Below are 23,760 nucleotides of genomic sequence, written 5' to 3' on the forward strand. Positions count from 1 at the left end.
ATGGGAGATAACGACCGCGGGCCCCAAGTCAACAAGGGGTGCCGGGGACACGAGCTGTCCCCGGCTCAACAAGATCGAGGAATGGGACTAATCGATCTTGTTGTTGGTCAGACCGGCGCGGAACACGGTGGCGTCGCCATCGGCCTGGCTCGGATCGTAGAGGTTCAGGGCAGCCACATACATGGCGGCAGCGGTGACCAGGTCGTCCTTGTAGGTGACCTCGTTGGGAGCGTGAGCCTGAGACTCGGCACCCGGGCCGAAGCCGACGCAGGGGATGCCATAGCGGCCCTGGATGGAAACGCAGTTCGTGGAGAAGGTCCACTTGTCGCACAGCGGGCGACCGGTGCGCTTGTCCATGCTGGGCTCGCAGCCGATGCGCTCGTCACCGAACATGGCCTTGTGGGCGTCGACGAGGGCCTTGACGTGCGGAGCGGTCTCCTTGTTGATCCACGTGGGGAAGTAAGCCTCGGTCTCGTAGACCTCGCCGGTCCAGGACGGACGATCGTACATGTACATGGAGACCTTCACGTCGTCGCCGTACTTCTTGGCGGCCGGCAGGTTACGGATCTCGTCCAGGCAGGACTCCCAGGTCTCACCGGCGGTCATGCGACGGTCGATGGAGATGGCGCAGGAGTCAGCGACAGCGCAGCGGCTGGGGCTGGTGTAGAAGATCTGGCTGACGGTGCAGGTGCCGCGGCCCAGGAAGCGGGCGTCCTCGAAGTGCTCGGGGTTGTACTTGGGGTCGAGCATCTTGACAAGGCCCTTGATGTCGGTCGACTCGTCGCAGCCGTTGTTGTTGAGGGCGCGGACGTCGGCGATGATGTCGGCCATCTTGTAGATGGCGTTGTCACCGCGGTCGGGAGCGGAGCCGTGGCAGGAGGTGCCGTGAACGTCGACGCGGATCTCCATGCGGCCGCGGTGACCGCGATAGATGCCGCCGTCGGTGGGCTCGGTGGAAATGACGAACTCGGGCTTAATGCCGTCCTTGTTGTAGATGTACTGCCAGCACATGCCGTCGCAGTCCTCTTCCTGGACGGTGCCGACGACCATGATCTTGTAGCCCTCGGGGATGAGGCCCATGTCCTTCATCATCTTGGCAGCATAGGTAGCAGAAGCCATGCCGCCCTCCTGGTCAGAGCCGCCGCGGCCGTAGATGATCTCGTCGGTCTCGTAGCCCTCATAGGGATCGGCGTCCCAGTTCTCGATGTTGCCGATGCCGACGGTGTCGATGTGGGAGTCGATGGCGATGATCTTGTCGCCCTCGCCCATAAAGCCCATAACGTTGCCCAGGCCGTCGACCTTGACCTCGTCATAGCCAAGGCTCTCCATCTCGGCCTTGATGCAAGCGACAACCTCACCCTCCTCGCAAGACTCAGAGGGGTGGGAGATCATAGCGCGCAGGAAGCGAGTCATATCAGCACGATGGGACTCAGCAGCAGCCTTGATAGCGTCGAAATCGAGTTCTTTAGCCATTGTTCATAACCTTTCAAACGAAGGAATCTACCTGTGAGGTGGCGGAGCGATACCTATTTACTCCGCCCCAACGATTAGCAAGTGGGATATTCGCCTTCCCAAACAATTCGACGATACTGGTCGGGGTCCGTGTCACCTTCCGTGGAGAAGCAGAGCACGGAGCTCGTCTTGTCCAGGCCGATGAGTTCCTTGAGCTCGGCGTACTCGGGATCGAGCATGAGAGTCTCGACCAGACCGGTGGTCACAGCGCCGGACTCGCCAGAGATGACGCGCGGGTCGCCCTTCTCGGGAGCGCCCAGGGTGCGCATGCCGCGAGCGGTGACCCAGTCGGGGCAGGACACGAAGGCGGTGGTGTGGTTGCGCAGGATATCCCAGCCCAGAATGTTGGGCTCGCCGCAGCACAGGCCGGCCATGATGGAGGGCATGTCGCCGTCCACGATGCGCGGGTCGCCGTCGCCGGCGGCAGCGCCCTTGTACAGGCAGGCGGCAGGCGCGCACTCGACCACGACGAAGGTGGGCGGGTTATCGGGATACAGGTTGGTGAAGTAGCCCACCACGGCGCCGGCGAGCGAACCCACGCCAGCCTGGACAAACACGTGCGTCGGGCGGTTGATGGCCATCTCGCGCAGCTGCTCGGCAGCCTCGGAAGCCATGGTGCCGTAGCCCTCCATGATCCAGGACGGGATCTTCTCGTAGCCCTCCCAGGCGGTGTCCTGAACGATGACGCCGCGCTCGCAGGCATCGGCCTCGGCGGCGGCCATGCGCACGCACTCGTCGTAGTTGACCTCTTCGATGGTCACCGTGGCGCCCTCGGCGGCGATGTTATCAAAGCGGGGCTTGGTGGAACCCTTGGGCATGTGCACGACGGCCTTCTGGCCCAGCTTGTTGGCAGCCCATGCCACGCCGCGGCCATGGTTGCCGTCGGTGGCGGTAAAGAAGGTAGCCTGGCCAAAGTCCTTGGCAAGCTGATCGGAGGTCAGGTAATCGAAGGTGCACTCGGCAACGTCCTTGCCGGTCTCGTCGGCAATGTAGTTGGCCATGGCAAACGAACCGCCCAGGACCTTAAAGGCGTTGAGGCCAAAGCGATAGCTCTCGTCCTTAACGCACAGGTTGGACAGGCCCAGGCGCGCGGCCTGGCCATCCAGGCGGGCAAGCGGAGTGACGGTGTACTGGGGGAACGACTGGTGGAAGGCGCGGGCCTTCTTCACGTGGTCGAGGCTCATGATTCCCAAGTGCTTGTCATCGCTCTTGGGCATCGTGTTGCCCGCCCACTGGATCTTATCGGCCATACGGTGAACTCCTTAAGTTCTCTCTTGCCGGCCCCCGCATACGCGTTTCAGCCCGATCCCATTCACACGGCTGAACTTTTATGTGGATGCCAAACAAAAAGTTTGTTAGCACTGTTCTATCACACTTTTTGATTGGTAAACCTAACAAATTGTTTGTTGCCGTAATCGGTACTTTTTCGGCGCCGAACGGTCATGAATTGCCTTGTTGATGGATTTGTTTGCGGTCAAGTGTGGTTTATGGCAAAGTGTGCCCAAACTAATTTTTAGGAAGGCACCCATGACCCCCGCACAGATTGAGTTTTACAAGCGCCTTGCACACGGCCTGGCGCTCCAATTTGGCCCCAACTGCGAAGTCGTCGTCCACGACCTGGAGACCGAGGACGTGGACCGCTCCATCGTAGTGATCGAAAACGGCCACGTCAGCGGGCGCAAACTGGGTGATGGCCCCAGCCATATTGTGCTTGAATCCATGCACGAGGGCACCGCCGACGTGCACGACCGCGAGCCGTACCTCACCAAAACCGCCGATGGCAAGCTGCTCAAATCGTCGACGATCTTTATCCGCAACGATGAGGGCAAGCCCGTCGGCATTTTGGGCATCAACTTTGACATTACGCTTATGAAGGCTTTTGAGCGTTCGCTCGACGCCTTTACCGGCACCGGCGGCACGGGCTACACCGAGCCCGAGCCCATTACCAAGAACATCGGCGACCTGCTCGAGGACCTGCTGCACGAGTGCGAACAGTTTGTGGGCAAGCCCGCGGCACTCATGACCAAAGACGAGCGCATTCGTGCCATTGGCTACCTCGACCGTCGCGGCGCCTTCCTCATTTCCAAGTCGAGCGAGCGCGCCTGCGAGTTCTTTGGCATCTCCAAGTACAGCTTCTATAGCTACCTCAATGAGGCCAAGGCGGCAACAGGCGACAAGTAGGCACTCGCCTGGATTGCCCCTCCCCTTTTGGGCGCGAGTTCTGGAAAGCACGAATCCAAGACCGAGCCGCTTGGGAAGTTCCATATAATCGATGTCATTAGTATTTCGAAAGGATGGAACAGAATGGCGTTGAGCAAGGCATCATGCACCGGTCGCGGATTGATTCCGGCAATTGGTGGACATGTGCACCGCATGTTCGATGAGGGCGAAGACGACCTGTTTTCGCTGAGCCTTGACGACGTGATGGATGATCGCCCGTGGACCGCCGACGAACTCATGGGCGGCGGGGCTCGCCCGTCAAGCCCCAATCCCGCACTTGCGCCTAAGCCCGCATCTGCGCCGACTCCTGCGCAGTCGCCCGTTTCGACGCCCGCGCCTACACCCACACCCACTTCGGCGCCCACACCCGCTCCCCGCCCCGCAAGCGACCCGTCCGAGACGGCGGCATTTCTCGCTGCAGCGACGCAGGGCAAATCGGCCGACAGCACCGTTATGTACAGCGCCCAGCAGTTGCCTGTTCCTGCGGCACGCAAGCCTCCGGTCACAAGGCTCGATGAGCCCGTTGCCCATCAGGTTGCCTACGATTCCTGGGCTGCAGCCGATCTGGATGAGACCTCTACCGGCATGCCGGCGCTCGACGTTCCAGTTAACCCGCTTTTTGCCGCCAACACGAGCGCCGCGGACTATGAGGGCGGTGCGGCATATTCCGATTATTCCGATGGCTATGCTGACGCCGGTCGCATCGAGACCGAGGATTATGGCACCGCATCGAGCGATTATCTCAACGATCCGTACGCTGCCACGCCTGCACCGGAATATGACCCGGAGGCCGCGTCCGCACCGGCGTATACCAAAAGCACGGGCGAAGAGCGCTTCGCCGATTATTACGCCAAGGAAAAGGCGCTGCGTTTCTCGGAATTTCCGCAGGCAGTCAAGGTTGCCTTTATCGCCATTGTCATTGCCCTGCTCGGCGTCATTGCGTTTGAGGGATTCCAGCTGTTCTCCGGCCCCACCCAAGCGGAGTCGGAGACCCAGCAAAAAGAGGACGACAACCAGTACCTGGACATCAACACCCTCAAGGGCGACCCCAACGACGGAGACGACGAGTAGCGAGGGTTAAGGGAGGGCCGGAAGAGCCGGCGGCATGTTACGGCTCCAAAAGCCCTGCCATAAAGATGGGCAGATACAGCACGTCACCATCGCGGTGAAGATTACATTCCGCAAGTACCAGGGCGCGATCGATTCCGTAGCCCTTCGTCGCGAGCGCGTTGTCGAGCGCCGCATGGGACTTAAAGCTCTTGCCCGACTTGACCTCGATGGCAAGGACCTCCCCATCGAGCGTCTCCTCCACAAAATCGAGCTCGCCGACTTTTTTAGACGTAAAGTAGCGCAATCTGAATCCGTGGGCTTTGAGCTCTTGGGCAACGAAGCCCTCAAACGCCGCCCCCATGTTCATGCCAAAGGCGTCTTCCGCCTCCCCATCAAAAACGCCTTGGGCGACCCTTTTGGAATACGACGACATGAGCATTCCGGTGTCCAAGTAAAACAGCTTAAATAGATTTCGCTGCTCCCCCAATAAAAGGGGTGCCACGGGCGCCGTTACGTTATACACGGGAAGCGCGACACCCGCCTCCGACAACCAGAGAAAATGATCTGTCACCTGCGAAAAACGTTTGACACCGTTAATCGACGACAGCTTGAATCGCTTGTTTTTGGAGCCGGCCTCGCTGGGAATCAAATCATAGATATCGCGAATAACCAAGCGTAGCTCGGGCGGAGCGTACTTTGCGATGTCATCGCGATACAGGGCGTGAAGATCGCGATGGATGTTTCGAACCTCGTCGACATTGCGCGTCGCCAAGAAGGAATTGACCGCGTCGGGCATGCCTCCCACCACCACATACTGATGGAACAGATCGAACAAGCGGTCATACAGGTAGCCGGGGAGCTCCCCCTCATCCTTTAGACGGTCTCTGAGCATGTCAAACACGCTGGCACCAACGCCATTTGCCCAGCAAAACTCCTCAAAGTCGAGCGGGCACATCTGGACCTGCTCGACATACCCCACCGGCAGGGAATCGATGCCCTCGAGCTCAACGCCAAGGAGCGATCCGGTAAGGATGTATCGAAAGTCGCCGCGCTGGACCAGATATTTGATAAACGTCACCACGTTGGGGCATCGCTGCACCTCGTCGATAACCACAACGGTCTTGTTCGCAACCATCGGCTGCGTTGCAGCAATAGACATGCGCATAAGCAGGTCATCCGCGCTTTTTGCCGCCAAAAACGAATCGCGCACGGACGCGTCGGCGATAAGGTCGAACGTCACGACATTTTCGAACGATTCGCTTGCAAAGACGTTGACCAAATATGACTTTCCCACCTGTCGGGCGCCCTTGACCAAAAGAGCCTTGTTAGGCGACGAGGCAAGCCAAGATTCAAACTGTGCTTTCGCTTTTCTCTGCAGCATAAGCGTACCCCTTATTACGTGCTGTTTTAGCACTAGGATACACTTTTCCGTGGTTGCTAGGTGCTCATTTCGACACTTTTTCGAGGTTTTAAAGTGTGTATCACGACACTTTTCCGTACTTTTACACGGGATATTTCGACATTTTTTCGAATTTAAGCCTAACAGCAGCCGGCGAAATCAAGCGCCGCCCGCGCGTCATTTCGCAAGCGCGCTTGATTTGTGTCCGCGCGCGCTGATAGACTCCACCGTGCCTGCAAGGAGCGGGCACGTTTTATCCAGAGTCGGGGTAGAGAGTTGGCTCCACGACCCCGACGCCAACCGGCCAAGAGGCACGGTGGCCCTGCCAACATCGATGAAAGGAGTCCGTATGGACAATTTCTCCGTGAGCAGTGAGCGCAACTTCCACAACCTGGCAGCCAAGCCAAAACGAATACATCTTCTGGACAAGCCGAGCGGCTACGCCTCGTCCATGGTCAAGAGCAGCCTCTCCCACCAGATGCGCTTTACGGTACAGAAGCTCGAGGAGGAGCTCTGCGTTGCTGGCAATCCGCATGTGTTGCAGATTAAGCTTCTTGGAGATGACTCGCGTGAGCCGTCCAGCTGGAAGCTCTTCGCCGACGGCGCGTGCGTTGCGGACGGATCCGGCGCCTTTGTTATGGATGCTATCGACCAGGGCATGATACAAGCCTGTAAGACATGGGGAGATCACGACGCATTTGCCGACATCGCAGAGGCAATCGTTCTAAGCAAAGCTGCATTTGATATCAAGGAGCGCGCTTATCAGATGCTTTCATATATCGCATGGACAGTTGGTCGGTTCCACGCCCAGCACCTGATCGAGGGCATGGTCGCCGCCGGGGTAGACCCGATGCTGGAAGATCTTCTCAGCGCTCCCGCGTAGATTAATCGAGCGCTCTATCGACAAAGATGCATCTACCATAACGGCATGGGGCGTGCTCGCCTTGTACCGACCCCAACCAATCCCGTCGGCGCGACTGCAGTCTCAAACAACCACCGGCACCATCCATCCGCACACGAGAGGCGATGGGCACAGGCGAACCCCTCAACCTCGCTATTCGTAAACTTCATCAGTGTTTCCACATCCCCATCAAAAGAATCCGAAAGACATCCCCCGTTAATAAAACGCTTCTGAACATCTCACTCTGCAGGCAAAGCCGCACCGGAGTGATGCGGAGGTCTGCGCGGGGTTTCACGGGTTCCCTTGACGCGGCCCAGCGGAAGTGCCACCCGGCATCCCTTCCATAACGCACGGGTAAACAAAGGGAAATAGCGCCACCCACCGTGCAAGGAAGGACGCCACCATGGATCTCACGAAAACGGCTAGAGAAATTACCCGTCTCATGCTCCCCTACCTGACCACGCAGCAGAACCGCCAGCTCAAAAAGGTTTTATCGCACTGCCTTTTCGATGAAAGCCAATTAGCTGAAGACTGCGGCGACGGTGAAAGCGAATCATTCCTGGATCTTTTTCTGTCTGCAAAACGCCTCGAAGGCTGCTCGGATAGGACCATCTCCTACTACGAAACCACCATCAATAAAATGCTTGAATCATTCGATACACCAGCTTGCGACCTGGGAACCGAAGAGATTAGGTCCTATCTTTCCGACTATCAGCAAAAAGCCGGCGTCAGTCGCGTCACCGTCGACAATGTCCGAAGAATCATCTCAAGCTTCTACTCATGGCTCGAAGACGAGGACCATATCATTAAGAGCCCGGTTAGACGCATTAAAAGAGTCAAGGCTCCGCAACCCATAAAGGAAACGTATAGCGATGAAGTCGTTGAGATTCTTTGCGATAACTGCGGGTCGCCCCGAAACCTTGCCCTGATCGACCTGTTGCGCTCCACGGGCATGCGTGTGGGCGAACTTGTCTCGTTGGACAGGAGCTCCATCGACACCATCAATCGTGAGTGCATCGTACACGGCAAGGGAAATAAGGACCGCATCGTATATTTTGACGCAAAGACTAAAGTCCATATTGAGAATTACCTGTCAACCCGAATGGACAGCTCGGAAGCACTCTTCGTATCGAGCAAGGCGCCACACGAGAGGCTACAAATTGGCGGCGTCGAGGCGCTGCTTAGAAAACTGGGGCGCGAGCTTGATTTAGGAAGGGTCCACCCTCATAAGTTCAGAAGAACGCTTGCTACAAAGGCAATCGACAAAGGAATGCCCATCGAACAAGTCCAGGTGCTCCTTGGCCATAAAAAAATAGACACCACATTAAGGTACGCGATGGTCGACCAGCGCAACGTCAAAGCATCCCACCGCAGGTACCTAACTTAAATTTCGATTTGTCGACCTGGGCGACGAAGTCAGCGAACTCCTGCTGGAGGGAAAACGGGGGAACCGGGACCTTCATTTCCTTGAAACTCTTCAAAGTTACGGTTCGTTGGGCGGCGCCTTTTGCGCACCGATCCATATATCTTTGTGCGTCCTCAGAAAGTAAGGCAGCGTGTAGATAATTGCTGTCGATCAAATCATGCCGAGGCTTTAGGTATGCGATATGGCGCTGAAAACAAAATGGCCTATCGTCTTCGACAATCGCAGGATGGCCAAACGAGCCCACGGCAGAAACAAGGACATCACCGACCTCAATCGGAGTTCGACGGATAAGCTGCTCATAGTCTTCTACGGAAATGAACTTATTCGTATCGTAGTTAACAGTATCTGAGGTGATATTGCTGACAAAAAGAAACGGGATTCCCCTGTCAACGAACTTCGGGGGCTGGTGCGTTCCATCAGTAATAATTGAACACACATCCTTGAGAGGCTTCAAGTCCGTGCTATTCAGACGTCCGAACATCTCGACAAATTGTGATTTACAGGCGCAGGATGTCTGAATGGTCGGCGATGCTCAGCTCATTTACCTCGGCAAATATGACGGTATAATCACAAGAGCTGTAATTTGTATTTTTAAGCTCATAGGTACCTGAATGACTGAAGAACCGATAAGTAAATCCGAGCTGGGAAACCACTTACTCGGAGCCTGCGATATCCTGCGTGGCCCCATCAACCAGGACGAGTACAAGAGCTACATCACGCCGTTGCTCTTCTTCAAGCGCATCTCAGACGTCTACGACGAGGAGGCCGCCGAGGCTCTAGAGATGTCGGGCGGAGACGAAGACTACGCCGCCCTGCCTGAAAACCACAGCTTCGCGGTGCCGGACGGCTGCCATTGGCAGGATGTGCGCAACACCGGCGCGAACGTCGGCAAAGCAATCGTTGACGCCATGGTGGGTATCGAGCGCGCTAACCCCGATACCCTCAGCGGCCTCTTCAGCAGCTTCGACGACGCGAGCTGGACGGACAAGGGCAAGCTCTCCGACGAACGCCTGAAAGACCTCATCGAGCATTTCTCTGCAAAGAAGTTCGGCAACAGTAGCTATAACGCCGACATGATGGGCGACGCCTACGAGTACCTGATCAAGAAGTTCGCCGACATGCAGAAGAAGAACGCCGGCGAGTTCTACACCCCGAGGGAGATCGTGAAGATGATGGTCTCCCTGCTCGAGCCAAAGCCCGGAGAGACCGTCTATGACCCCGCATGCGGCACGGGAGGCATGCTCATCGAGGCAGTACGTCAGATGGACAACTCGAGGCTCGCCTACGGCAAGCTCTACGGCCAGGAGAAGAACCTAAGCACGTCTGCCATAGCACGCATGAACCTCTACCTCCACGGTGCGAAGGACTTTCGCATCACCCAGGGGGACACCCTGCGCGACCCCGCCTTCCTTGCCGGGAATGCCCTCAGGACATTCGACTGCGTCCTCGCCAATCCGCCCTTCTCCCTTAAGAACTGGGGATCCGCAGAGTTCTCCTCGGACCCGTGGGGCCGCAACATCTGGGGCGTCCCCACGGACAAGTCGGCGGACTTCGCATGGGTGCAGCATATGGTCTGCTCCATGGACGAGAAGAGCGGTCGCTGCGCTGTAGTGCTGCCCCAGGGCGCACTGTTCCACGGCGGCAAGGAGGGCACCATCCGCAAGGAGTTGCTCAAGTCGGACAAGGTCGAGGCAGTGATCTCGCTCGCGAGCGGCGTCTTCTACAGCACCGGTGTCTCCGCCTGTGTGCTGTTTCTCAGAAACGAAAAACCCGCCGAGCACCAAGGGCGTGTCTGCATCATCGACGGCAGCAAGATCTTCACTGCTCAGCGCGCGCAGAACGTGATCTCGGAAGAGAATGCGCAGGAGATGCTCTCCCTCTATCGCTCCTACGAGCCCGTCGTCGAAAAATGCGCCATAGCAACGCTCGCTGACATCGAACGCGAGGGATACGTGCTCTCGGCGAACAACTACGTCGAAAGAAAACGCGAGAAGGTCGAGCCGCCGACGGAGACAAGAAAACGCTTCTACGACCTCCTCCAGCAAACGAAGGAATCCGAGGAGAGGCTCCTCGATCTGCTAACGAAGGGAGGCTATGTCGATGGAGAGTAGAATCCCCCAGGAAGAGCTAAACAACCATCTATGGAACGCGGCCGTTCTGCTACGCACCTACATCGATGCCGGGTCGTACAAGCAGTACATCTTCCCGCTGCTGTTCTTCAAGCGTCTCTCCGACGTCTACGACGAGGAGACCGCCGAAGCGTTGGAAGCCTCCGGCGGAGATGCGGAGTTCGCAGCCCTTCCCGAGAACCACAGCTTCGCAATCCCGGACGGCGCCCACTGGTGCGATATCCGTGAGGCAACGGAAAACGTCGGTAAGGCGATCGTAGGCGCCTTCCGCGTCATCGAGACGGCCAACGGCTCCAAGCTGCGTGGCATCTTCGGCGACGCCGCCTGGACTAACAAGAAACGACTTCCCGACCGCCTGCTCAAGGACCTCATCGAGCACTTCAGCGCTATAACGCTCTCCATCGCCAATTGTCCCGAGGACGAACTCGGTCAGGGCTACGAGTACCTCATCAAGAAGTTCGCAGACGACTCAGGGCACACGGCACAGGAGTTCTACACCAACCGCACGGTCGTCCATCTGATGACCGAGATCCTCCAACCCAAACCGGGCGAGTCCATCTACGACCCCACCTGCGGCAGCGCCGGCATGCTCATCTCCTCCATCGCCCACCTCAAACAGCACGGAGAGGAATGGCGTAACGTTCACGCCTACGGACAGGAGATCAACCAGCTATCCTCCGCCATCGGACGCATGAACCTATTCCTGCACGGCGTCGAGGACTTCGAGATTGCAAACGACGACACGCTGCGGCACCCAGCCTTCCTCGAGGCGGGAAAGCTACGCACCTTCGATATGGTGCTCGCTAATCCTCCCTATTCGATCAAGCAATGGGACCGCGAGGCGTTCGCGTCGGACCCCTACGGCCGCAACTTCCTCGGCACCCCGCCGCAGGGGCGGGCCGACTATGCCTTCATACAGCATATCCTCAAGAGCATGGACCCGAGGAGTGGAAGGTGCGCCATCCTTCTTCCCCATGGCGTACTCTTCCGCAACGAGGAATCGGAGATGCGCGAAAGGCTCGTGAGAAGCGATCTCGTTGAGGCGGTCATCGGACTCGGCGCAAACCTCTTCTTCAACTCGCCCATGGAGGCCTGCATCCTCATCTGCCGCAGCGAGAAAGCGCCGAATCGAAGCAAGAAAATACTGTTCGTAGACGCCTCTGCCGAGGTAACCCGCAAGAACGCGCAAAGCTACCTTGAGCCTCAACACATCAAGAGAATCGTCGATGCCTACCGATCTGACGAGGACATCGAAGGTTTCTCATCCCACGCATCGTTTAGTGAGCTCGAGGACAACGCTTTCTCGCTCTCCATCCCTCTGTACGTGAAGCCCGCCAATGATGAAAATGCTGACGATAGAAGCATCGAGGAGACGGTAGAAAGCTGGAGAGCCGCCTCCACAGAGGCCGCGTCCCTGCTCGATAATATTGCTGCGAAATTGCATGAAAACGATGGTGAGTAACATGACCCACGTTTGCCTGGGCGATGTGGCCCGCGAAATAAAACAGAAGGTCCCTGCGGGGCAAGAGCTGCCGACGGTCGGCCTTGAGCATCTAGACCCCGGCGAGGTCGAACTCGCCCACTGGGACGAAGGTGTCAGGACCACCTTCACTAAGGCTTTCTCAAAGGGGCAGGTGCTATTCGGGCGTCGTAGGGCCTACCTACGTAAAGCAGCCGTCGCCCCATTCGACGGAATCTGCTCCGGAGACATCACCGTCATCGCCCCCAAGGACAACCTCTCTCCGAGACTGCTCCCGTTCATCATCCAGAATGACGCCCTATTCGAGCACGCCGTCACCAATTCGGCAGGCTCCCTCTCGCCAAGAGTCAAGTGGCAGAGCCTTTCGCAATTTGAGTTCGAGCTCCCCAACATCGCTAAGCAAGAAGAACTTGCCGACATACTCTGGACCGCACAAGAAACGCGGTCTCACTACAGGCAGCTGCTTACAGCCTGCGATGACGTCGTCAAATCACAATTTAGCTGCTGGGGGTGCGCGGCATGACAAGGTATAGATTCGACCAGATAGCCGAGAACAGCACCGCCAAGAAAAAACCCGAGGAAAGCGATCGCAACCGGTACGTTGGACTGGAGCACCTTGATCCGGGCACTCTTGAGGTGACCCGCTGGGGCGCCGAGGTTACTCCCAAGGGCGACAAACTGCTCATGAAGAAAGGCGATGTCCTGTTCGGCCGCCGAAGGGCCTATCAGAAGAAGGTCGGCATAGCACCCTTCGATGGCATCTTCTCGGCTCACGGGATGGTGCTGCGCCCGAAGGCCGATGTCGTCGATCCGATGTTCTTCCCGTTTTTCATCAGCTCCGACATGTTCCTTGACGAGGCAATACGGGTCTCCGTCGGCTCTCTTTCGCCGACGGCAAACTGGAAAGATCTCCGGACCTTGGAATTTGACTTGCCCTCGCCGGGAAAACAACGCGAGCTTGCCGGCATCCTCTCGGAAGCCGAGAGCCTCAAGGGGCATTATCGTAAGCTGCTCACGACCTGCGACGACGTCGTCAAATCACAATTTGTCGAAATTTTTTCCAAGAAAGAGTTTCCGCTGATTCCCCTCTCGCAAGCATGCACGAAAATTACTGATGGCACCCATAAAACGCCCCAATATCAAGAAGCTGGAATTGCATTCATTTCTGCGAAGAATGTCACATCAGATGGCAAGCTAGATTTCAGCGACATCAAGCATATAAGCACGGATGAATATGAGTCCATTCAAAACCGTTGTGAAACCCAAATCGGCGATGTGCTTCTTACAAAAAGTGGATCACTTGGTATGCCGGCTATTGTCGATGTCGATTTTCCAATCGGTCTATTCGAAAGTCTCGCTGTCCTCAAATACCGTCGCGACATTCTTGATGGAGTATTCCTACGAGAACAACTAAAAAGCGCAAGAGTGCAGGACCAATTTACAGGCGGCGTTAAGGGGATTGCTGTAAAACACCTCCATCTAAACGTAATTGGAAGGACGAGCATTATAGTTCCCCCGCTCGAACTCCAGGAGGAGTTCACCGACTTCGTGCTTCAGGTCGACAAATCGAAATTTGCCGTACAAAAGGCCCTCGATGAGCTAAACGCCACGACGAAGAAAATCTTGAACCAGGAGTTAGGACTCGGAGATGTTTAACGAGGACAACACCATCGAGCAAATGAGCGTCGAGGCGCTTGCCAGCCTTGGCTGGAGATACGTTGCTGCCGAAGACCTCCCGCGCCGCCATGCCGACGTCATGGTCGAGCCCATGGTCAAGGACGCCCTCATCAGGCTTAACCCGGAGATCGCAGAAGACCCCGATCGCGCCGACGAGATCATCTACCGACTCAGGGCCCTCATTCAGTCCACAAGTCCGCAGAACCTGGTCTCCACCAACGAGCGGTTCAAAAAGCTCGTCATCGAGGAGAACTCATTCCCCTACGGCAAAGACGGCCGCATGGTCCCCATCCGCTTCTTTGGCACGGCGGCGGACGGCGATCTTGACAAAAACGAGTACATCGTCACCAACCAGTGGGTCTACCCCCAGGAGCAGGGCGGCAAGCGCCTCGACCTCGTCCTTCTTGTCAATGGATTTCCGCTCGTCATCGGCGAGTTCAAGACGCCGGTGCGCGATTCGATAACCTGGCTCGACGGCGCTGGCGACATCGCTAAATATGAGAAGAGCATCCCGCAGATGTTCGTCTGTAGCGCCATCAACTTCGCCAGCGAAGGAAAATGCTATCGCTACGGGTCGGTGAACATGCCTCCCGAGATGTGGGGACCCTGGCATGAGGGCGACAAGAAGAGCGAGGGCACACTTGCCGACGTCAAGAGAAGCATGGCGTCCATGCTAACCCCCACGAACGTCATGGACATCTTCCAGTTCTTCACGCTCTTCGCCACCGACAAGAAGCATCGACGCATCAAGCTGATCTGTCGTTACCAACAGTTCGAGGGCGCGAACCTCATCGTGGACCGCGTCCGCGCAGGATACCCGAAGCGTGGCCTCATTTGGCATTTCCAGGGCTCAGGAAAGTCACTGCTCATGGTATTCGCTGCCCAGAAGCTGCGCATGGTCCCCGAACCCAAGAACCCGACCGTCGTCATCGTGGATGACCGAATCGACCTCGAGACCCAGATCACGGGGACCTTCAACGCATCCGACATCCCCAACCTCGCAAGCGCCGGCAGCAAGGAGGAGCTTGAGTCCTTCTTCAAGCAGGACATGAGAAAGATCCTCATCACCACCATCTTCAAATTCAGCGAGGTTGCGGGGACGCTCAACGAGCGCGAGAACATCATCCTCATGGTCGACGAGGCGCACCGCACCCAAGAGGGCGACCTCGGCGAGAAGATGCGACTCGCCTTGCCAAACGCCTTCTTCTTCGGCTTGACCGGCACGCCCATCAACCGAACCGACAAGAACACGTTCCACACCTTCGGTGCCAAAGAGGACAAGTCCGGCTACATGAGCCGCTATTCCTTCGCCGACTCCATCCGCGACCACGCCACATTGCCGCTCCATTTTGAAACCGTTCCCGTCGAGCTCCACGTCAACCAAGAGGTCGTGAACGCCGCCTTTGACGAAATGACCCGAGACCTCAGCAAAGAGGACAAGGCGGAACTCACCAGGCGCGTCAAGATCGAGTCCGTCATGAAGGCCCCCGACCGCATCCACAAGGTATGCGAGCACATCGCCAGGCACTTCAAGTCAAAGGTTGAGCCCGACGGCTTCAAGGCGCAGGTAGTCTGCTACGACCGAGAGTGCTGCCTGCTGTATAAGGAGGAGCTCGACAAGCTCTTGGGCACTGACGCAGTCACCATCGTCATGGACACGAACAACGACAAGGAAGACCGCTACAAGGCATACCGTCGAGATCGCGATGCCGAGGAAAAGCTCCTTGACCGTTTCCGCGACCCGGACGATCCGCTCAAGATTCTCATCGTCACTGCAAAGCTGCTCACGGGGTTCGATGCGCCCATCCTGCAAACTCAGTACCTTGACAAGCCCTTGCGCGACCACACGCTGTTGCAGGCAATCTGTCGAACCAACCGCGTCTACAACGACAAGAAGACATTCGGTCTCATTGTCGACTATATCGGCCTCTTCGACAACGTCGCCAAGTCTCTGCACTTCGACGAGGCCGAGGTGCAGAAGGTTATAACCAACATCGACGAGGTAAAGGCCGAGCTACCCGGGCTTATGCATTGCTGTCTTGAGTACTTCTCAACGGTCAGAGACCGCCGCAGCGCGGATTGGGAGTCACTTCTCGAAGCTCAACAATGCCTGCCAACGACAAAGGTGAAAGACCAGTTTGGGGCCGACTTCTCGGTCTTGAACAGAGCGTGGGAAGCCCTTTCGCCCGACCCATGTCTCAATCCCTACAAGCCCGATTTCATCTGGCTCTCGCAGGTCTACGATTCCGTGAGACCGGTAGACAATCGCGGGAAGCTCATCTGGGCAGCGCTCGGGCCCAAGACAATCGAGCTCGTGCACGAGAACATCACCGTCGAGAGAGTCCGAGACGATGACGACATCCTTGAACTCGACGAGGACATGATCGAGCACTTCATCAACGACAAGAGCAATACCGAGAAGATCACGCGTAAGCTGGAGATAGATCTCGTCGCCCGAATCCGCAGGCACGATAAGAATGGCAAGTTCCAGAAGCTCGGCGAGCGCCTGGAGGACCTGAGGGAACGTCACGAGCAAGGTCTCATCAACAGCGTCGAGTTCCTCAAGATGCTCATCGACCTCGCCAGAGAGGCTCGAGCGGCCGAAAAGGAAGTCGTGCCCGAAGAAGAGGAGGACAAGGGCAAGGCGGCCCTCACAGAACTCTTCAATGGTGTAAAGAATGGGGACACGCCAATCATCGTCGAAAACATCGTCGGCGACATCGACGAAATCGTTAAGATCACCCGATTCGACGGTTGGCAGGCAACCACAGCAGGCGTCAAAGAAGTCAAGAAGCAGCTACGCGCCATTCTTTGGATGCGCTACAAGCTCAAAGACCAGGCTCTTTTTGATAAGGCGTATTCGTATATTGAACTCTACTATTAGGCAACAGAAGACAGGTCTCTAGGGACGCTCCGCATCAACCATTTCATCGGATGCGGAGCGTCCCAATTTGAACGAGCGACGTCTTGCGACGGGTGAACACTGCAACCCCAATGGCCCGCTAACCCTTTCATAATCTGGTGGTTAAGTCTTCACTAGAAGCCATCCACACTTTGTAGTTAATTGATTCCTTCTTCGCAGGCGAAAACGACAATGATGTCCGCCCCCTACCTTCCCTCCGCCTTCAGCTTTAGCAGCAGGTCGCCCAGCTCGGGGCACCTGCTGGAAAGGCGCGTCTGGGCTCGCTCGCCCATCCCCCACCGCTGGCGGATCTCCTGGGCGTGCGGGCTCACACGGTAGTCCCCGTCCATCATCTGCTTGAGCAGCTTGGCGGTTACGCGCGCATCGGCAAGGGCGCTGTGGGCGTGGCCCGTCGACTCGTCAAAATCGATGCCAAACCACGCTGCCGCGTCACTCAAAGAGACGCGCCCGTGGCTGCCCACGTCCATGATCGAGGTGTAAAACGCCTGCAGGTCGGCCCAGTCCGCAGGAAATGCGGAAAGATCGATGTGCTTTGCCTGGCACTCGGTCAAAAGCTGTCGACGGTCCGCCCCGCTCCAACAGACCACCTGGGCGGAGTAGCGACCGATCCAATCGCTGAGCCTTTTGATCACCATGTAGAGCGGATCGGCCATCGCGGTGTCCACGGCCGATATCCCCGTAAGCTCGCGAACGGGGAACGCAACGCCTTCGGCATATTCCGTCTGCACAAACTGCGAGAACTCGCCCATCACGTTGCCGCGGTTATCGAGCTTAACCGCGCCGACCTCGATAATCTCGTTGCGCAACCCGCGGCGCTGGCGCTGCCTTGACACCGGCGCAAACTCGAAGTCGAGCACAATCTGACGCGCAAAGTTCGTCGTATCGATAGCCGAGATACACGGCGTCTTTTTGTCTGGCACGGTGAGGGCCTTTCTCCGTCAACTGCCGCCTGTTTCACAGGCAGCTACATTGCCGTAAGGATAAGTGTCCGTGCGGACATGAAATCGCACAGTGCAGCTTTCCGACATCCTTGCGTAAGGCTGCGCTTTGAAATGGTCACGTCGTTGTTATTATCGAACATATATTCGTATTTATGGCTGCAGTTTGATAGACTGGTTATTGTTGACGGCAGTTCCATGTGCCGGGCAGCGCCCTCCATGCGACGGGAGGTGATGCCCATGACCGATCTGACTGATTTCGTGAAGCTCCTGACCGCTTTGGTCTCGCTCCTCACGGCGCTTATCGGACTTACCGAGGCACTCAAGCAGCGTACGAAGCATAAAAAGAGGGGTCGACGCCGCTAAGGCGATGACCCCTTAATCCAAGCAACGGCGCTGCCCAGCTCTTCACTACTTGGGCTGCCGTCGACCTTATTTTACCCACGGGCGCCGGGTTTACCAAATGGATTTTCGGTAAAGGAAGCACGGCACGCCCGCAAAACCGCTACGCCCCAAGTGCCGCCATGGGGATCACCGCCACGCCGTCGTCGCGTGTGTAGGCAATGCTCCCCTTTCCAACCACGACCGCCAAAAACGCCGGCGCGGCATTCTGGGCGGCAGGATTGGAGAGCACTTTCCTCTCCAGCGCCTTGAGATTTCTCGCTCCATCGTCTGCTTTCGCATCACTCAGCTTGACCTCGATAGCTCCCCAGCGCCCGTCGTGCTCAACGATCAGATCGACCTCAAGGCCCTTCTCATCTCGGAAATAATGGACACTGTTGTCGACACCGCCGTAGGTGGAAAGGAACACGCGCACGTCGCGCAGAACGAGGTCCTCAAAGAGCATCCCCAGCGTTTGCATATCGCCAAGCAGCCGCTCAGGGGTAGCCCCCAGCAACGCCGCCGCAAATGACGGGTCGCAGAAGTAGCGCTTGGGGCGCACGCGAACGCGAGCCTTCGAGCGCATGGGCGGCTCCCATCCGCACAGGTCCTCGGTCAGCTTGAGCCTGTTGAAGAGATCCAGGTGCGCAGCGATGGTCCTCTCGTCGGGGCCCGCCTCACCGTACGAGGCGTCCTTTATGAGCGTCTTGTACGTGACAGCCTGGCTCTCGTTCATGGCAAGAGCTCGCAAAAGGCCGTGTGCAAGCTCGGGCGATCATGCGATATACGAAATTACGCCATTCTCAATGCGGATTTTACGCTACTTCCAATGTAGTTTTTACGCCGTTGCGGATGTAGTTTTTACGCTATGTTCATTGAAGGTTTTACGCTTGGCATCCTTAGCGCGACGCTCGCTCAACCCCTGACCACCGGATTGCCCGAATTCCGGGATGCTGCCTCCGCTCCAAACAAAAGGCCCAGCTCGCGATGAGCTGCCTCCCATTTCTTGAACATTAGAAATGGGAGACTTTCCACCCCATGCCTCTATCGGAAACGGCATCCCGTCCTGAGCATCGAATCCGGGACGTAGTTTCCGCATGCGGCTTCGTTAGGAAAGCATGTTCCACTCTGAGCGCTCATTCCGGGGTGCAATTTCCGCCAGAGACACCGCCGGGAAAGCACATCCCGGTTTGGAGCCGAAATCTGGGATGTAGTTTCCGCTTGAAGGGCGATCCGGAAAGCACATCCCATTCCGAGTGACAATTCCGGGTCACAGTTTCCGCAGATACAAGGCGACAGGCCGCTGCCCTTATCACATGCCTTCAAATATGCGATCCAGAAACACAAAACAGCAGATAGAATGCTCTTTTTCAAAAAAGTACACGTCCCTAAACTTACCAAGGTTTCATATCTAGCTACCGTTCACGGTCGCCGATTACCGCCCACCGATTCGAATGTAAAAATGTCGCCGAAAACAGGCCATCTACCTGCATGGTTAGATTTTGGTCAGCTTTTGGTCAGCTGAGCGGCAAGTTCCAGCTGATACGTTTTTGCTACCCAAAAGGAGGCGGTAGCTCATGACCCATTGCAATGACCAACTCATCGACCAACTGCTCACTCAAGCCGAACAAGAGGGGCGTTGTCTGATTCCCCCAAGCGCGGCGATCCGAAAAGCGCTCCTTCGGCGCATCGGCAGCGCGATCGTCTCGCCCATGCCGGGACTGTTCGCACGCAAAATGCGCTGGGATGAACTCAACCGAGCGCAACGTCATTGCGAGATTATCCGCACCCTTGCGATCATCCACCCCGATTGGACGTTCTGCTCGTTTTCGGCCGCCTGTCTGCTTGGGCTCGAGGTCTCGTGGCGACACCTGAACGTCGTGCATGTTTGCAGCTCGACAAAGCCGTCGGCTCGTCCGGGCGCACATATTCAGCGGCACCAGATTGAGCCGGCCGGAGCAATACGCAGAGCCGGCATATCGGTAACGCCGCCCATCCAAACGGTCACAGATTGCCTGCTGCAAACTGGTTTTGCCGACGGCATGCCCATTGCCGATTCGGCGATCTTAAAGCTCGGCCTTGCACGGGAACAGCTGATGGAGGCCGTTGAGCAACGAGCGACTGCCCGCAATGGTCGCGCGATTCGCACCGCCCTCACAACGCTTCGATATGCCGACGCCCGCGCCGAGAGCGGCGGGGAATCGGTCGCCCGAGCCGTCATGATCGAGACGGGCTTTGCGCCCGACTGGCTTCAATACGAGTTGACGGACCCCTTCGATTCGGCCAAGCCCATACGAACGGACTTTGCCTGGGAGCGCCAGGCGCGGGAGCTCACGCTGGGCGAGCTCGACGGGCTCATCAAATATACCGACCAGACCATGCTGGCCGGACGCACCACCGCCGAGGCGCTCGTTGCCGAACGACAGCGAGAGGCGCACCTATCGCTCTACGGTCACCCTCTGCTGCGCTTTACCATGAACGAGGTCCGCTCGGCAGGAATGCTCGCCAAAAAGCTGCAGACGGCAGGCATCCGGCAGACCGCGCTGCCGACATGGCTCAACGACGTGGAGCTGTAGGAGCTGCTAGGCCGCGCATCGCCGGATCGCATCCCCCCTATCTGGGCCGCGTTTTCCCAACGGCCACGCCAACGGAAAGCGCGTCCCAGCTTGGACGCTCAAAACGGGATGCGCTTTCCAGATGGCATGCCTAGCGGAAACCGTATCCCGGAATCCGGCCTCAGAACGGGTTGTGCTTTCCGGTTGAGTCCTTCAGCGGAAACCGCATCCCATTCTGGGGCACGATTCCGGGACGCAGTTTCCGTATGCGGAGGCGCTCCAAACAAAAGGCCCCGGCTCACGATGGAGCTGGGGCCAAAGGCGCAGCTTATACAGTTGATGGCAAGCGCAGACGGCAGTCAGCAATGGCCGTCCGCGCTCTACCCTACCCGCGGTGACGGGCGCGGCTGTACGGCGTATCCACCATGGGCAGATCCGGACGCAGCTTGCCGTCAAACGCGCGATAGGCGTTCTGTACGGCGGGCGCCGTGGGAATCGTGGCGATCTCGCCGATGCCCTTGCCGCCGTATGCCACGGGCAGCAGCTCGTCCTTCTCCACGTAGATGGCGTGGATATCCGGAATCTCGGGCGCACGGAACAGCCCGAGCGTACCGTACCTTGTCTGGGGCACGCAGTCCTTGAGTGGCCAATCCTCGGTAAGCGCATAGCCCATACCCATGAGCACGCCGCCTTCGATCTGACCCTGGATGGAGATGGGGTTGACCACCTTGCCGGAATCGTGCGCGGCATAGACCTCGCTCACGCGGCCGTCATCATCCAGAATGACCACATGCGTGGCAAAGCCGTAGCAGATGTGACTCTTGGGGTTGGGGACGTCGGCGCCCAGTTTGTCGGTCGGCTCCAGGTACACGTAGCCAAACTCGCAGCCCTCGAGCGCCTTGATGGCGGCCGCGGGATCCTGAGGATGCATACCCTGGCCGGCGACGAGTTCCTGCGTGCGCAGCTGGTAGGCGCGACCGTCGTCGTACTCGATCTTGACGCCGTCGCCATGGGCGCTCACGGGAGCATCGGGCGCAGGCTTGCCGGCCTCGATGCCGAGCATGGCATCGCGCAGCAAGAAGGCGGCGCCGCGCACGGCCTCGCCGGTCACGACCGTCTGACGCGAGCCAGACGTGGTGCCGGAGTCGGGAGCGTTCTCGGTGGAGCACTCGCCATTGGCAATGCAGCTCAGCGGCAGACCGCAGGCCTCGGCAACGTCCTGCAAAAAGACCGTGTTGCAGCCCTGGCCGATGTCGGACGTGGCGGCGTAGACCACGGCGCGGCCATCCTCGACGCGAATCTTGCAGCGGCCGGCATCGGGCAGGCCCACGCCCACGCCGGCGTTCTTCATGGCGCAGGCGATACCGGCGTGTCCGGGATGCGCATAGTAGGCATCCTTGACCTCAAGCAGCGTCTCCTTCAGCGCCGTGGAGCAGTCGGCAATCTGGCCGTTGGGCAAAACCTCGCCCGGCTCGATGGCGTTTCTGTAACGAATCTCCCACGGGTCCAGGCCGACCTTCTCTGCCAGCAAGTCGATCAAGCTCTCGAGCGCAAACTCGGACTGGCAAACGCCAAAGCCGCGGTACGCGCCGGCGGGCGGGTTGTTGGTGTAGTAGCCAAAGCCGCGAATGTCGGTGTTCTGGTACTTGTAGGGGCCAACGGCGTGCGTACAGGCGCGCTCGAGCACCGGGCCGCACAGCGAAGCGTAGGCGCCGGTATCAAAGTTGATCTCGCAATCAAGGCCGGTAAAGTTGCCCTCGGCGTCGCAACCCAGCGTAAAGGTACCGTCCATGGCATGGCGCTTAGGATGGAACGCAAGCGACTCAGCGCGCGTGAGCTTGCACTTCACAGGACGTTGGAACTTATATGCGGCGAGCGCGGCCAGGTGCTGGATGGACACGTCCTCCTTGCCGCCAAAGCCGCCACCCACGAGCATGGTTTCGACGACCACACGCTCGGGTTCGCTATCCCAGCCAAACATATGGGCACACTCTTTGCGCGTGTCGTAGGCACCCTGGTCGGTCGACTGCACCTTAACGCCGTTCTTGTACGGGAAGGCAACGGCGCACTCGGGCTCCAAGAAGGCATGCTCGGTAAAGGGCGTGGTAAAGCGCTGCGTCACGGTGAACGCGCTCTCTGCCAGCGCCTTGGCGGCGTCGCCGCGCGTCACGTGACGGCTCTGGCACACGTTGTCCTTGAGCTCCACCGTGTTGCCAAAGGCAAAGAAGCTGTCGTGCAGGCGCGGGGCGTCGGCAGCCCTGGCCTCGACAATGTTACGCACGGGCTCCAGCGGCTCGTAATCGATCTTTACGAGCTTCTTGGCCTTCTCGAGCGTCGCCTCGTCCTCGGCAACCACCAGCACGATGGCATCGCCCACGCAGCGGGTGATATCGCCCTGGGCGATCATGACGTCCCAGTCCTGGATAAGGTGGCCGACCTGGTTGACCGGCACGTCCTCGGCGCGCAGGATGCCCACCACACCGGGCAGGGCCTCGGCCTTGGAGGTGTCGATGGAGAGCACGCGGGCGCGCGGATACTTGGAGCGCACGGCGCTGGCGTAGGTCAGACCCGGCTGATCGAGCTCGTCGATGTCATCGGGGTATTTGCCTTCGCCGAGCACCTTCTTGCGCACGTCGATACGGAAGGCGCGCTTGCCCACGCCGTAGTCGTCGCCGCGCTCCAGGCCCTCGTCAATCTGCTTTTCGCCGCGGAGCACCGCAGCTGCCAGCGAAATGCCCTCGATGATCTTCTTGTAGCCGGTGCAGCGGCAGACGTTGCCGCGGATGGCGTACTTGATCTGCTCCTCGGTGGGCTCGGGGTCCTCGGCGATCAGCGCCGCGCCTGCCATGACCATACCGGGGATGCAAAAACCGCACTGCACGGCACCCACGGCGCCAAAGGCGTACACAAAGGCCTCGCGCACGTCCTCGGGCAGGCCCTCGACAGTCACGATGTTGCGGCCGGCGGCAAGGGCGGTGGTCAGCACGCAGGCCTTGACGGCCGCACCGTCCACATGAATGGTGCAGGTGCCGCAAGCACCCTCGGAGCAGCCGTCCTTGGCGGAATGGATGTGCAGGTCGTCGCGCAGGTAGCGCAGCAGCGGTTTGTTTTGGGTCGTCGTGTGCTCGACGCCGTTAACGGTAAAAGTGAATTCCTGTGCCATGGTGAT

At 58.2% G+C, this 23,760-nt stretch carries 18 protein-coding genes and 1 riboswitch; of the genes, 11 read left to right on the top strand and 7 right to left on the bottom strand.

Translation table 11 applies throughout. The features are described from left to right. Positions 1-87: 87 nt before the first annotated feature. Complete coding sequence (locus DWV20_RS06665; protein WP_055252228.1) at positions 88-1,473, bottom strand: YgeY family selenium metabolism-linked hydrolase; 1,386 nt, start codon at positions 1,471-1,473, stop codon at positions 88-90. 74 nt (positions 1,474-1,547) lie between these two features. Next, a complete protein-coding gene (dpaL, locus tag DWV20_RS06670) occupies positions 1,548-2,762 on the bottom strand; it encodes a diaminopropionate ammonia-lyase (RefSeq protein ID WP_055252227.1) in 1,215 nt (404 codons plus the stop codon). A 277-nt stretch (positions 2,763-3,039) separates the two neighbouring features. Between dpaL and DWV20_RS06675 the strand changes: the two genes are divergently transcribed. Beyond that, positions 3,040-3,693 carry a transcriptional regulator gene (locus tag DWV20_RS06675; RefSeq protein WP_233539791.1) on the top strand — a complete coding sequence of 218 codons (654 nt, stop codon included), beginning with the start codon at positions 3,040-3,042 and terminating at the stop codon, positions 3,691-3,693. A 123-nt stretch (positions 3,694-3,816) separates the two neighbouring features. Continuing rightward, positions 3,817-4,803 carry a hypothetical protein gene (locus DWV20_RS10155; RefSeq protein WP_158566338.1) on the top strand — a complete coding sequence of 329 codons (987 nt, stop codon included), beginning with the start codon at positions 3,817-3,819 and terminating at the stop codon, positions 4,801-4,803. A 37-nt stretch (positions 4,804-4,840) separates the two neighbouring features. Here the strand turns inward: DWV20_RS10155 and DWV20_RS06690 are convergent, their stop codons facing one another. Further along, entirely contained in the window at positions 4,841-6,163 is a 1,323-nt protein-coding gene (locus tag DWV20_RS06690) for an ATP-binding protein (protein ID WP_118256646.1), read from the bottom strand. 268 nt (positions 6,164-6,431) lie between these two features. Next, a riboswitch (SAM riboswitch) is annotated at positions 6,432-6,522 on the top strand. 8 nt (positions 6,523-6,530) lie between these two features. Between DWV20_RS06690 and DWV20_RS06695 the strand changes: the two genes are divergently transcribed. Both DWV20_RS06695 and xerA read left to right on the top strand, forming a co-directional pair. Beyond that, entirely contained in the window at positions 6,531-7,064 is a 534-nt protein-coding gene (locus tag DWV20_RS06695) for a hypothetical protein (protein WP_118256647.1), read from the top strand. Between the two features lie 421 nt (positions 7,065-7,485). Further along, positions 7,486-8,469 carry a site-specific tyrosine recombinase/integron integrase gene (xerA, locus tag DWV20_RS06700; protein WP_118256648.1) on the top strand — a complete coding sequence of 328 codons (984 nt, stop codon included), beginning with the start codon at positions 7,486-7,488 and terminating at the stop codon, positions 8,467-8,469. Here the strand turns inward: xerA and DWV20_RS10190 are convergent. After that, complete coding sequence (locus DWV20_RS10190; protein ID WP_118256649.1) at positions 8,438-8,989, bottom strand: restriction endonuclease subunit S; 552 nt, start codon at positions 8,987-8,989, stop codon at positions 8,438-8,440. The genes xerA and DWV20_RS10190 overlap by 32 nt on opposite strands. A 130-nt stretch (positions 8,990-9,119) precedes the next feature. On the opposite strand from DWV20_RS10190, the gene DWV20_RS06710 reads away from it, so the two are divergent. The 5 genes from DWV20_RS06710 to DWV20_RS06730 are packed head-to-tail and all read left to right on the top strand — an operon-like array spanning position 9,120 to position 16,678. Continuing rightward, positions 9,120-10,619 carry a class I SAM-dependent DNA methyltransferase gene (locus DWV20_RS06710; protein WP_118256650.1) on the top strand — a complete coding sequence of 500 codons (1,500 nt, stop codon included), beginning with the start codon at positions 9,120-9,122 and terminating at the stop codon, positions 10,617-10,619. After that, on the top strand, positions 10,609-12,099 hold the full coding sequence (locus tag DWV20_RS06715) for a class I SAM-dependent DNA methyltransferase (RefSeq protein WP_118256651.1): 1,491 nt from the start codon (positions 10,609-10,611) through the stop codon (positions 12,097-12,099). The genes DWV20_RS06710 and DWV20_RS06715 overlap by 11 nt, the downstream gene beginning before the upstream one ends. A gap of 1 nt (position 12,100) precedes the next feature. Next, positions 12,101-12,640, top strand: coding sequence for a restriction endonuclease subunit S (locus DWV20_RS06720; RefSeq protein WP_199586795.1), 540 nt, complete (start codon positions 12,101-12,103; stop codon positions 12,638-12,640). Next, a complete protein-coding gene (locus DWV20_RS06725; RefSeq protein WP_118256653.1) occupies positions 12,637-13,773 on the top strand; it encodes a restriction endonuclease subunit S in 1,137 nt (378 codons plus the stop codon). The genes DWV20_RS06720 and DWV20_RS06725 overlap by 4 nt, the downstream gene beginning before the upstream one ends. Beyond that, entirely contained in the window at positions 13,766-16,678 is a 2,913-nt protein-coding gene (locus DWV20_RS06730; RefSeq protein WP_118256654.1) for a type I restriction endonuclease subunit R, read from the top strand. The genes DWV20_RS06725 and DWV20_RS06730 overlap by 8 nt, the downstream gene beginning before the upstream one ends. A 224-nt stretch (positions 16,679-16,902) precedes the next feature. Here the strand turns inward: DWV20_RS06730 and DWV20_RS06735 are convergent, their stop codons facing one another. Next, positions 16,903-17,637 carry a 3'-5' exonuclease gene (locus tag DWV20_RS06735; RefSeq protein ID WP_118256655.1) on the bottom strand — a complete coding sequence of 245 codons (735 nt, stop codon included), beginning with the start codon at positions 17,635-17,637 and terminating at the stop codon, positions 16,903-16,905. 258 nt (positions 17,638-17,895) lie between these two features. On the opposite strand from DWV20_RS06735, the gene DWV20_RS10130 reads away from it, so the two are divergent. Beyond that, positions 17,896-18,021: a hypothetical protein gene (locus DWV20_RS10130; protein WP_255413317.1), complete on the top strand. Its 126-nt coding sequence runs from the start codon at positions 17,896-17,898 to the stop codon at positions 18,019-18,021. A 139-nt stretch (positions 18,022-18,160) separates the two neighbouring features. On the opposite strand, the gene DWV20_RS06745 is transcribed toward DWV20_RS10130, so the two are convergent. After that, the gene (locus tag DWV20_RS06745; protein ID WP_233503776.1) at positions 18,161-18,772 is read right to left on the bottom strand and encodes a DUF4143 domain-containing protein; all 612 of its coding nucleotides are present in this window, start codon (positions 18,770-18,772) and stop codon (positions 18,161-18,163) included. Positions 18,773-19,613: 841 nt separating this feature from the next. On the opposite strand from DWV20_RS06745, the gene DWV20_RS06750 reads away from it, so the two are divergent. Continuing rightward, positions 19,614-20,612, top strand: coding sequence for a hypothetical protein (locus DWV20_RS06750; protein WP_118256657.1), 999 nt, complete (start codon positions 19,614-19,616; stop codon positions 20,610-20,612). A gap of 364 nt (positions 20,613-20,976) precedes the next feature. Here the strand turns inward: DWV20_RS06750 and xdh are convergent, their stop codons facing one another. After that, positions 20,977-23,754, bottom strand: a complete 2,778-nt coding sequence (gene xdh / locus DWV20_RS06755; RefSeq protein ID WP_118256658.1) for a selenium-dependent xanthine dehydrogenase — start codon at positions 23,752-23,754, stop codon at positions 20,977-20,979. Positions 23,755-23,760: the final 6 nt, after the last annotated feature.

This window comes from Collinsella sp. AF02-46-1, from assembly GCF_003465825.1.
In the GTDB taxonomy this organism is placed as follows: Bacteria; Actinomycetota; Coriobacteriia; order Coriobacteriales; family Coriobacteriaceae; genus Collinsella.

Excerpts from the sequence above, each read along its gene's own strand:
- DWV20_RS06725 (WP_118256653.1), top strand. The coding sequence starts at position 12,637 with ATGACAAGGTATAGATTCGACCAGATAGCCGAGAACAGCACCGCCAAG.
- DWV20_RS06695 (WP_118256647.1), top strand. The coding sequence starts at position 6,531 with ATGGACAATTTCTCCGTGAGCAGTGAGCGCAACTTCCACAACCTGGCA.
- xerA (WP_118256648.1), top strand. The coding sequence starts at position 7,486 with ATGGATCTCACGAAAACGGCTAGAGAAATTACCCGTCTCATGCTCCCC.
- xdh (WP_118256658.1), bottom strand. The coding sequence starts at position 23,754 with ATGGCACAGGAATTCACTTTTACCGTTAACGGCGTCGAGCACACGACG.
- DWV20_RS06750 (WP_118256657.1), top strand. The coding sequence starts at position 19,614 with ATGACCCATTGCAATGACCAACTCATCGACCAACTGCTCACTCAAGCC.
- DWV20_RS06745 (WP_233503776.1), bottom strand. The coding sequence starts at position 18,772 with ATGAACGAGAGCCAGGCTGTCACGTACAAGACGCTCATAAAGGACGCC.
- dpaL (WP_055252227.1), bottom strand. The coding sequence starts at position 2,762 with ATGGCCGATAAGATCCAGTGGGCGGGCAACACGATGCCCAAGAGCGAT.
- DWV20_RS10130 (WP_255413317.1), top strand. The coding sequence starts at position 17,896 with ATGACCGATCTGACTGATTTCGTGAAGCTCCTGACCGCTTTGGTCTCG.
- DWV20_RS06675 (WP_233539791.1), top strand. The coding sequence starts at position 3,040 with ATGACCCCCGCACAGATTGAGTTTTACAAGCGCCTTGCACACGGCCTG.
- DWV20_RS06665 (WP_055252228.1), bottom strand. The coding sequence starts at position 1,473 with ATGGCTAAAGAACTCGATTTCGACGCTATCAAGGCTGCTGCTGAGTCC.
- DWV20_RS10155 (WP_158566338.1), top strand. The coding sequence starts at position 3,817 with ATGGCGTTGAGCAAGGCATCATGCACCGGTCGCGGATTGATTCCGGCA.
- DWV20_RS06690 (WP_118256646.1), bottom strand. The coding sequence starts at position 6,163 with ATGCTGCAGAGAAAAGCGAAAGCACAGTTTGAATCTTGGCTTGCCTCG.
- DWV20_RS06730 (WP_118256654.1), top strand. The coding sequence starts at position 13,766 with ATGTTTAACGAGGACAACACCATCGAGCAAATGAGCGTCGAGGCGCTT.
- DWV20_RS06720 (WP_199586795.1), top strand. The coding sequence starts at position 12,101 with ATGACCCACGTTTGCCTGGGCGATGTGGCCCGCGAAATAAAACAGAAG.
- DWV20_RS06715 (WP_118256651.1), top strand. The coding sequence starts at position 10,609 with ATGGAGAGTAGAATCCCCCAGGAAGAGCTAAACAACCATCTATGGAAC.
- DWV20_RS10190 (WP_118256649.1), bottom strand. The coding sequence starts at position 8,989 with ATGTTCGGACGTCTGAATAGCACGGACTTGAAGCCTCTCAAGGATGTG.
- DWV20_RS06710 (WP_118256650.1), top strand. The coding sequence starts at position 9,120 with ATGACTGAAGAACCGATAAGTAAATCCGAGCTGGGAAACCACTTACTC.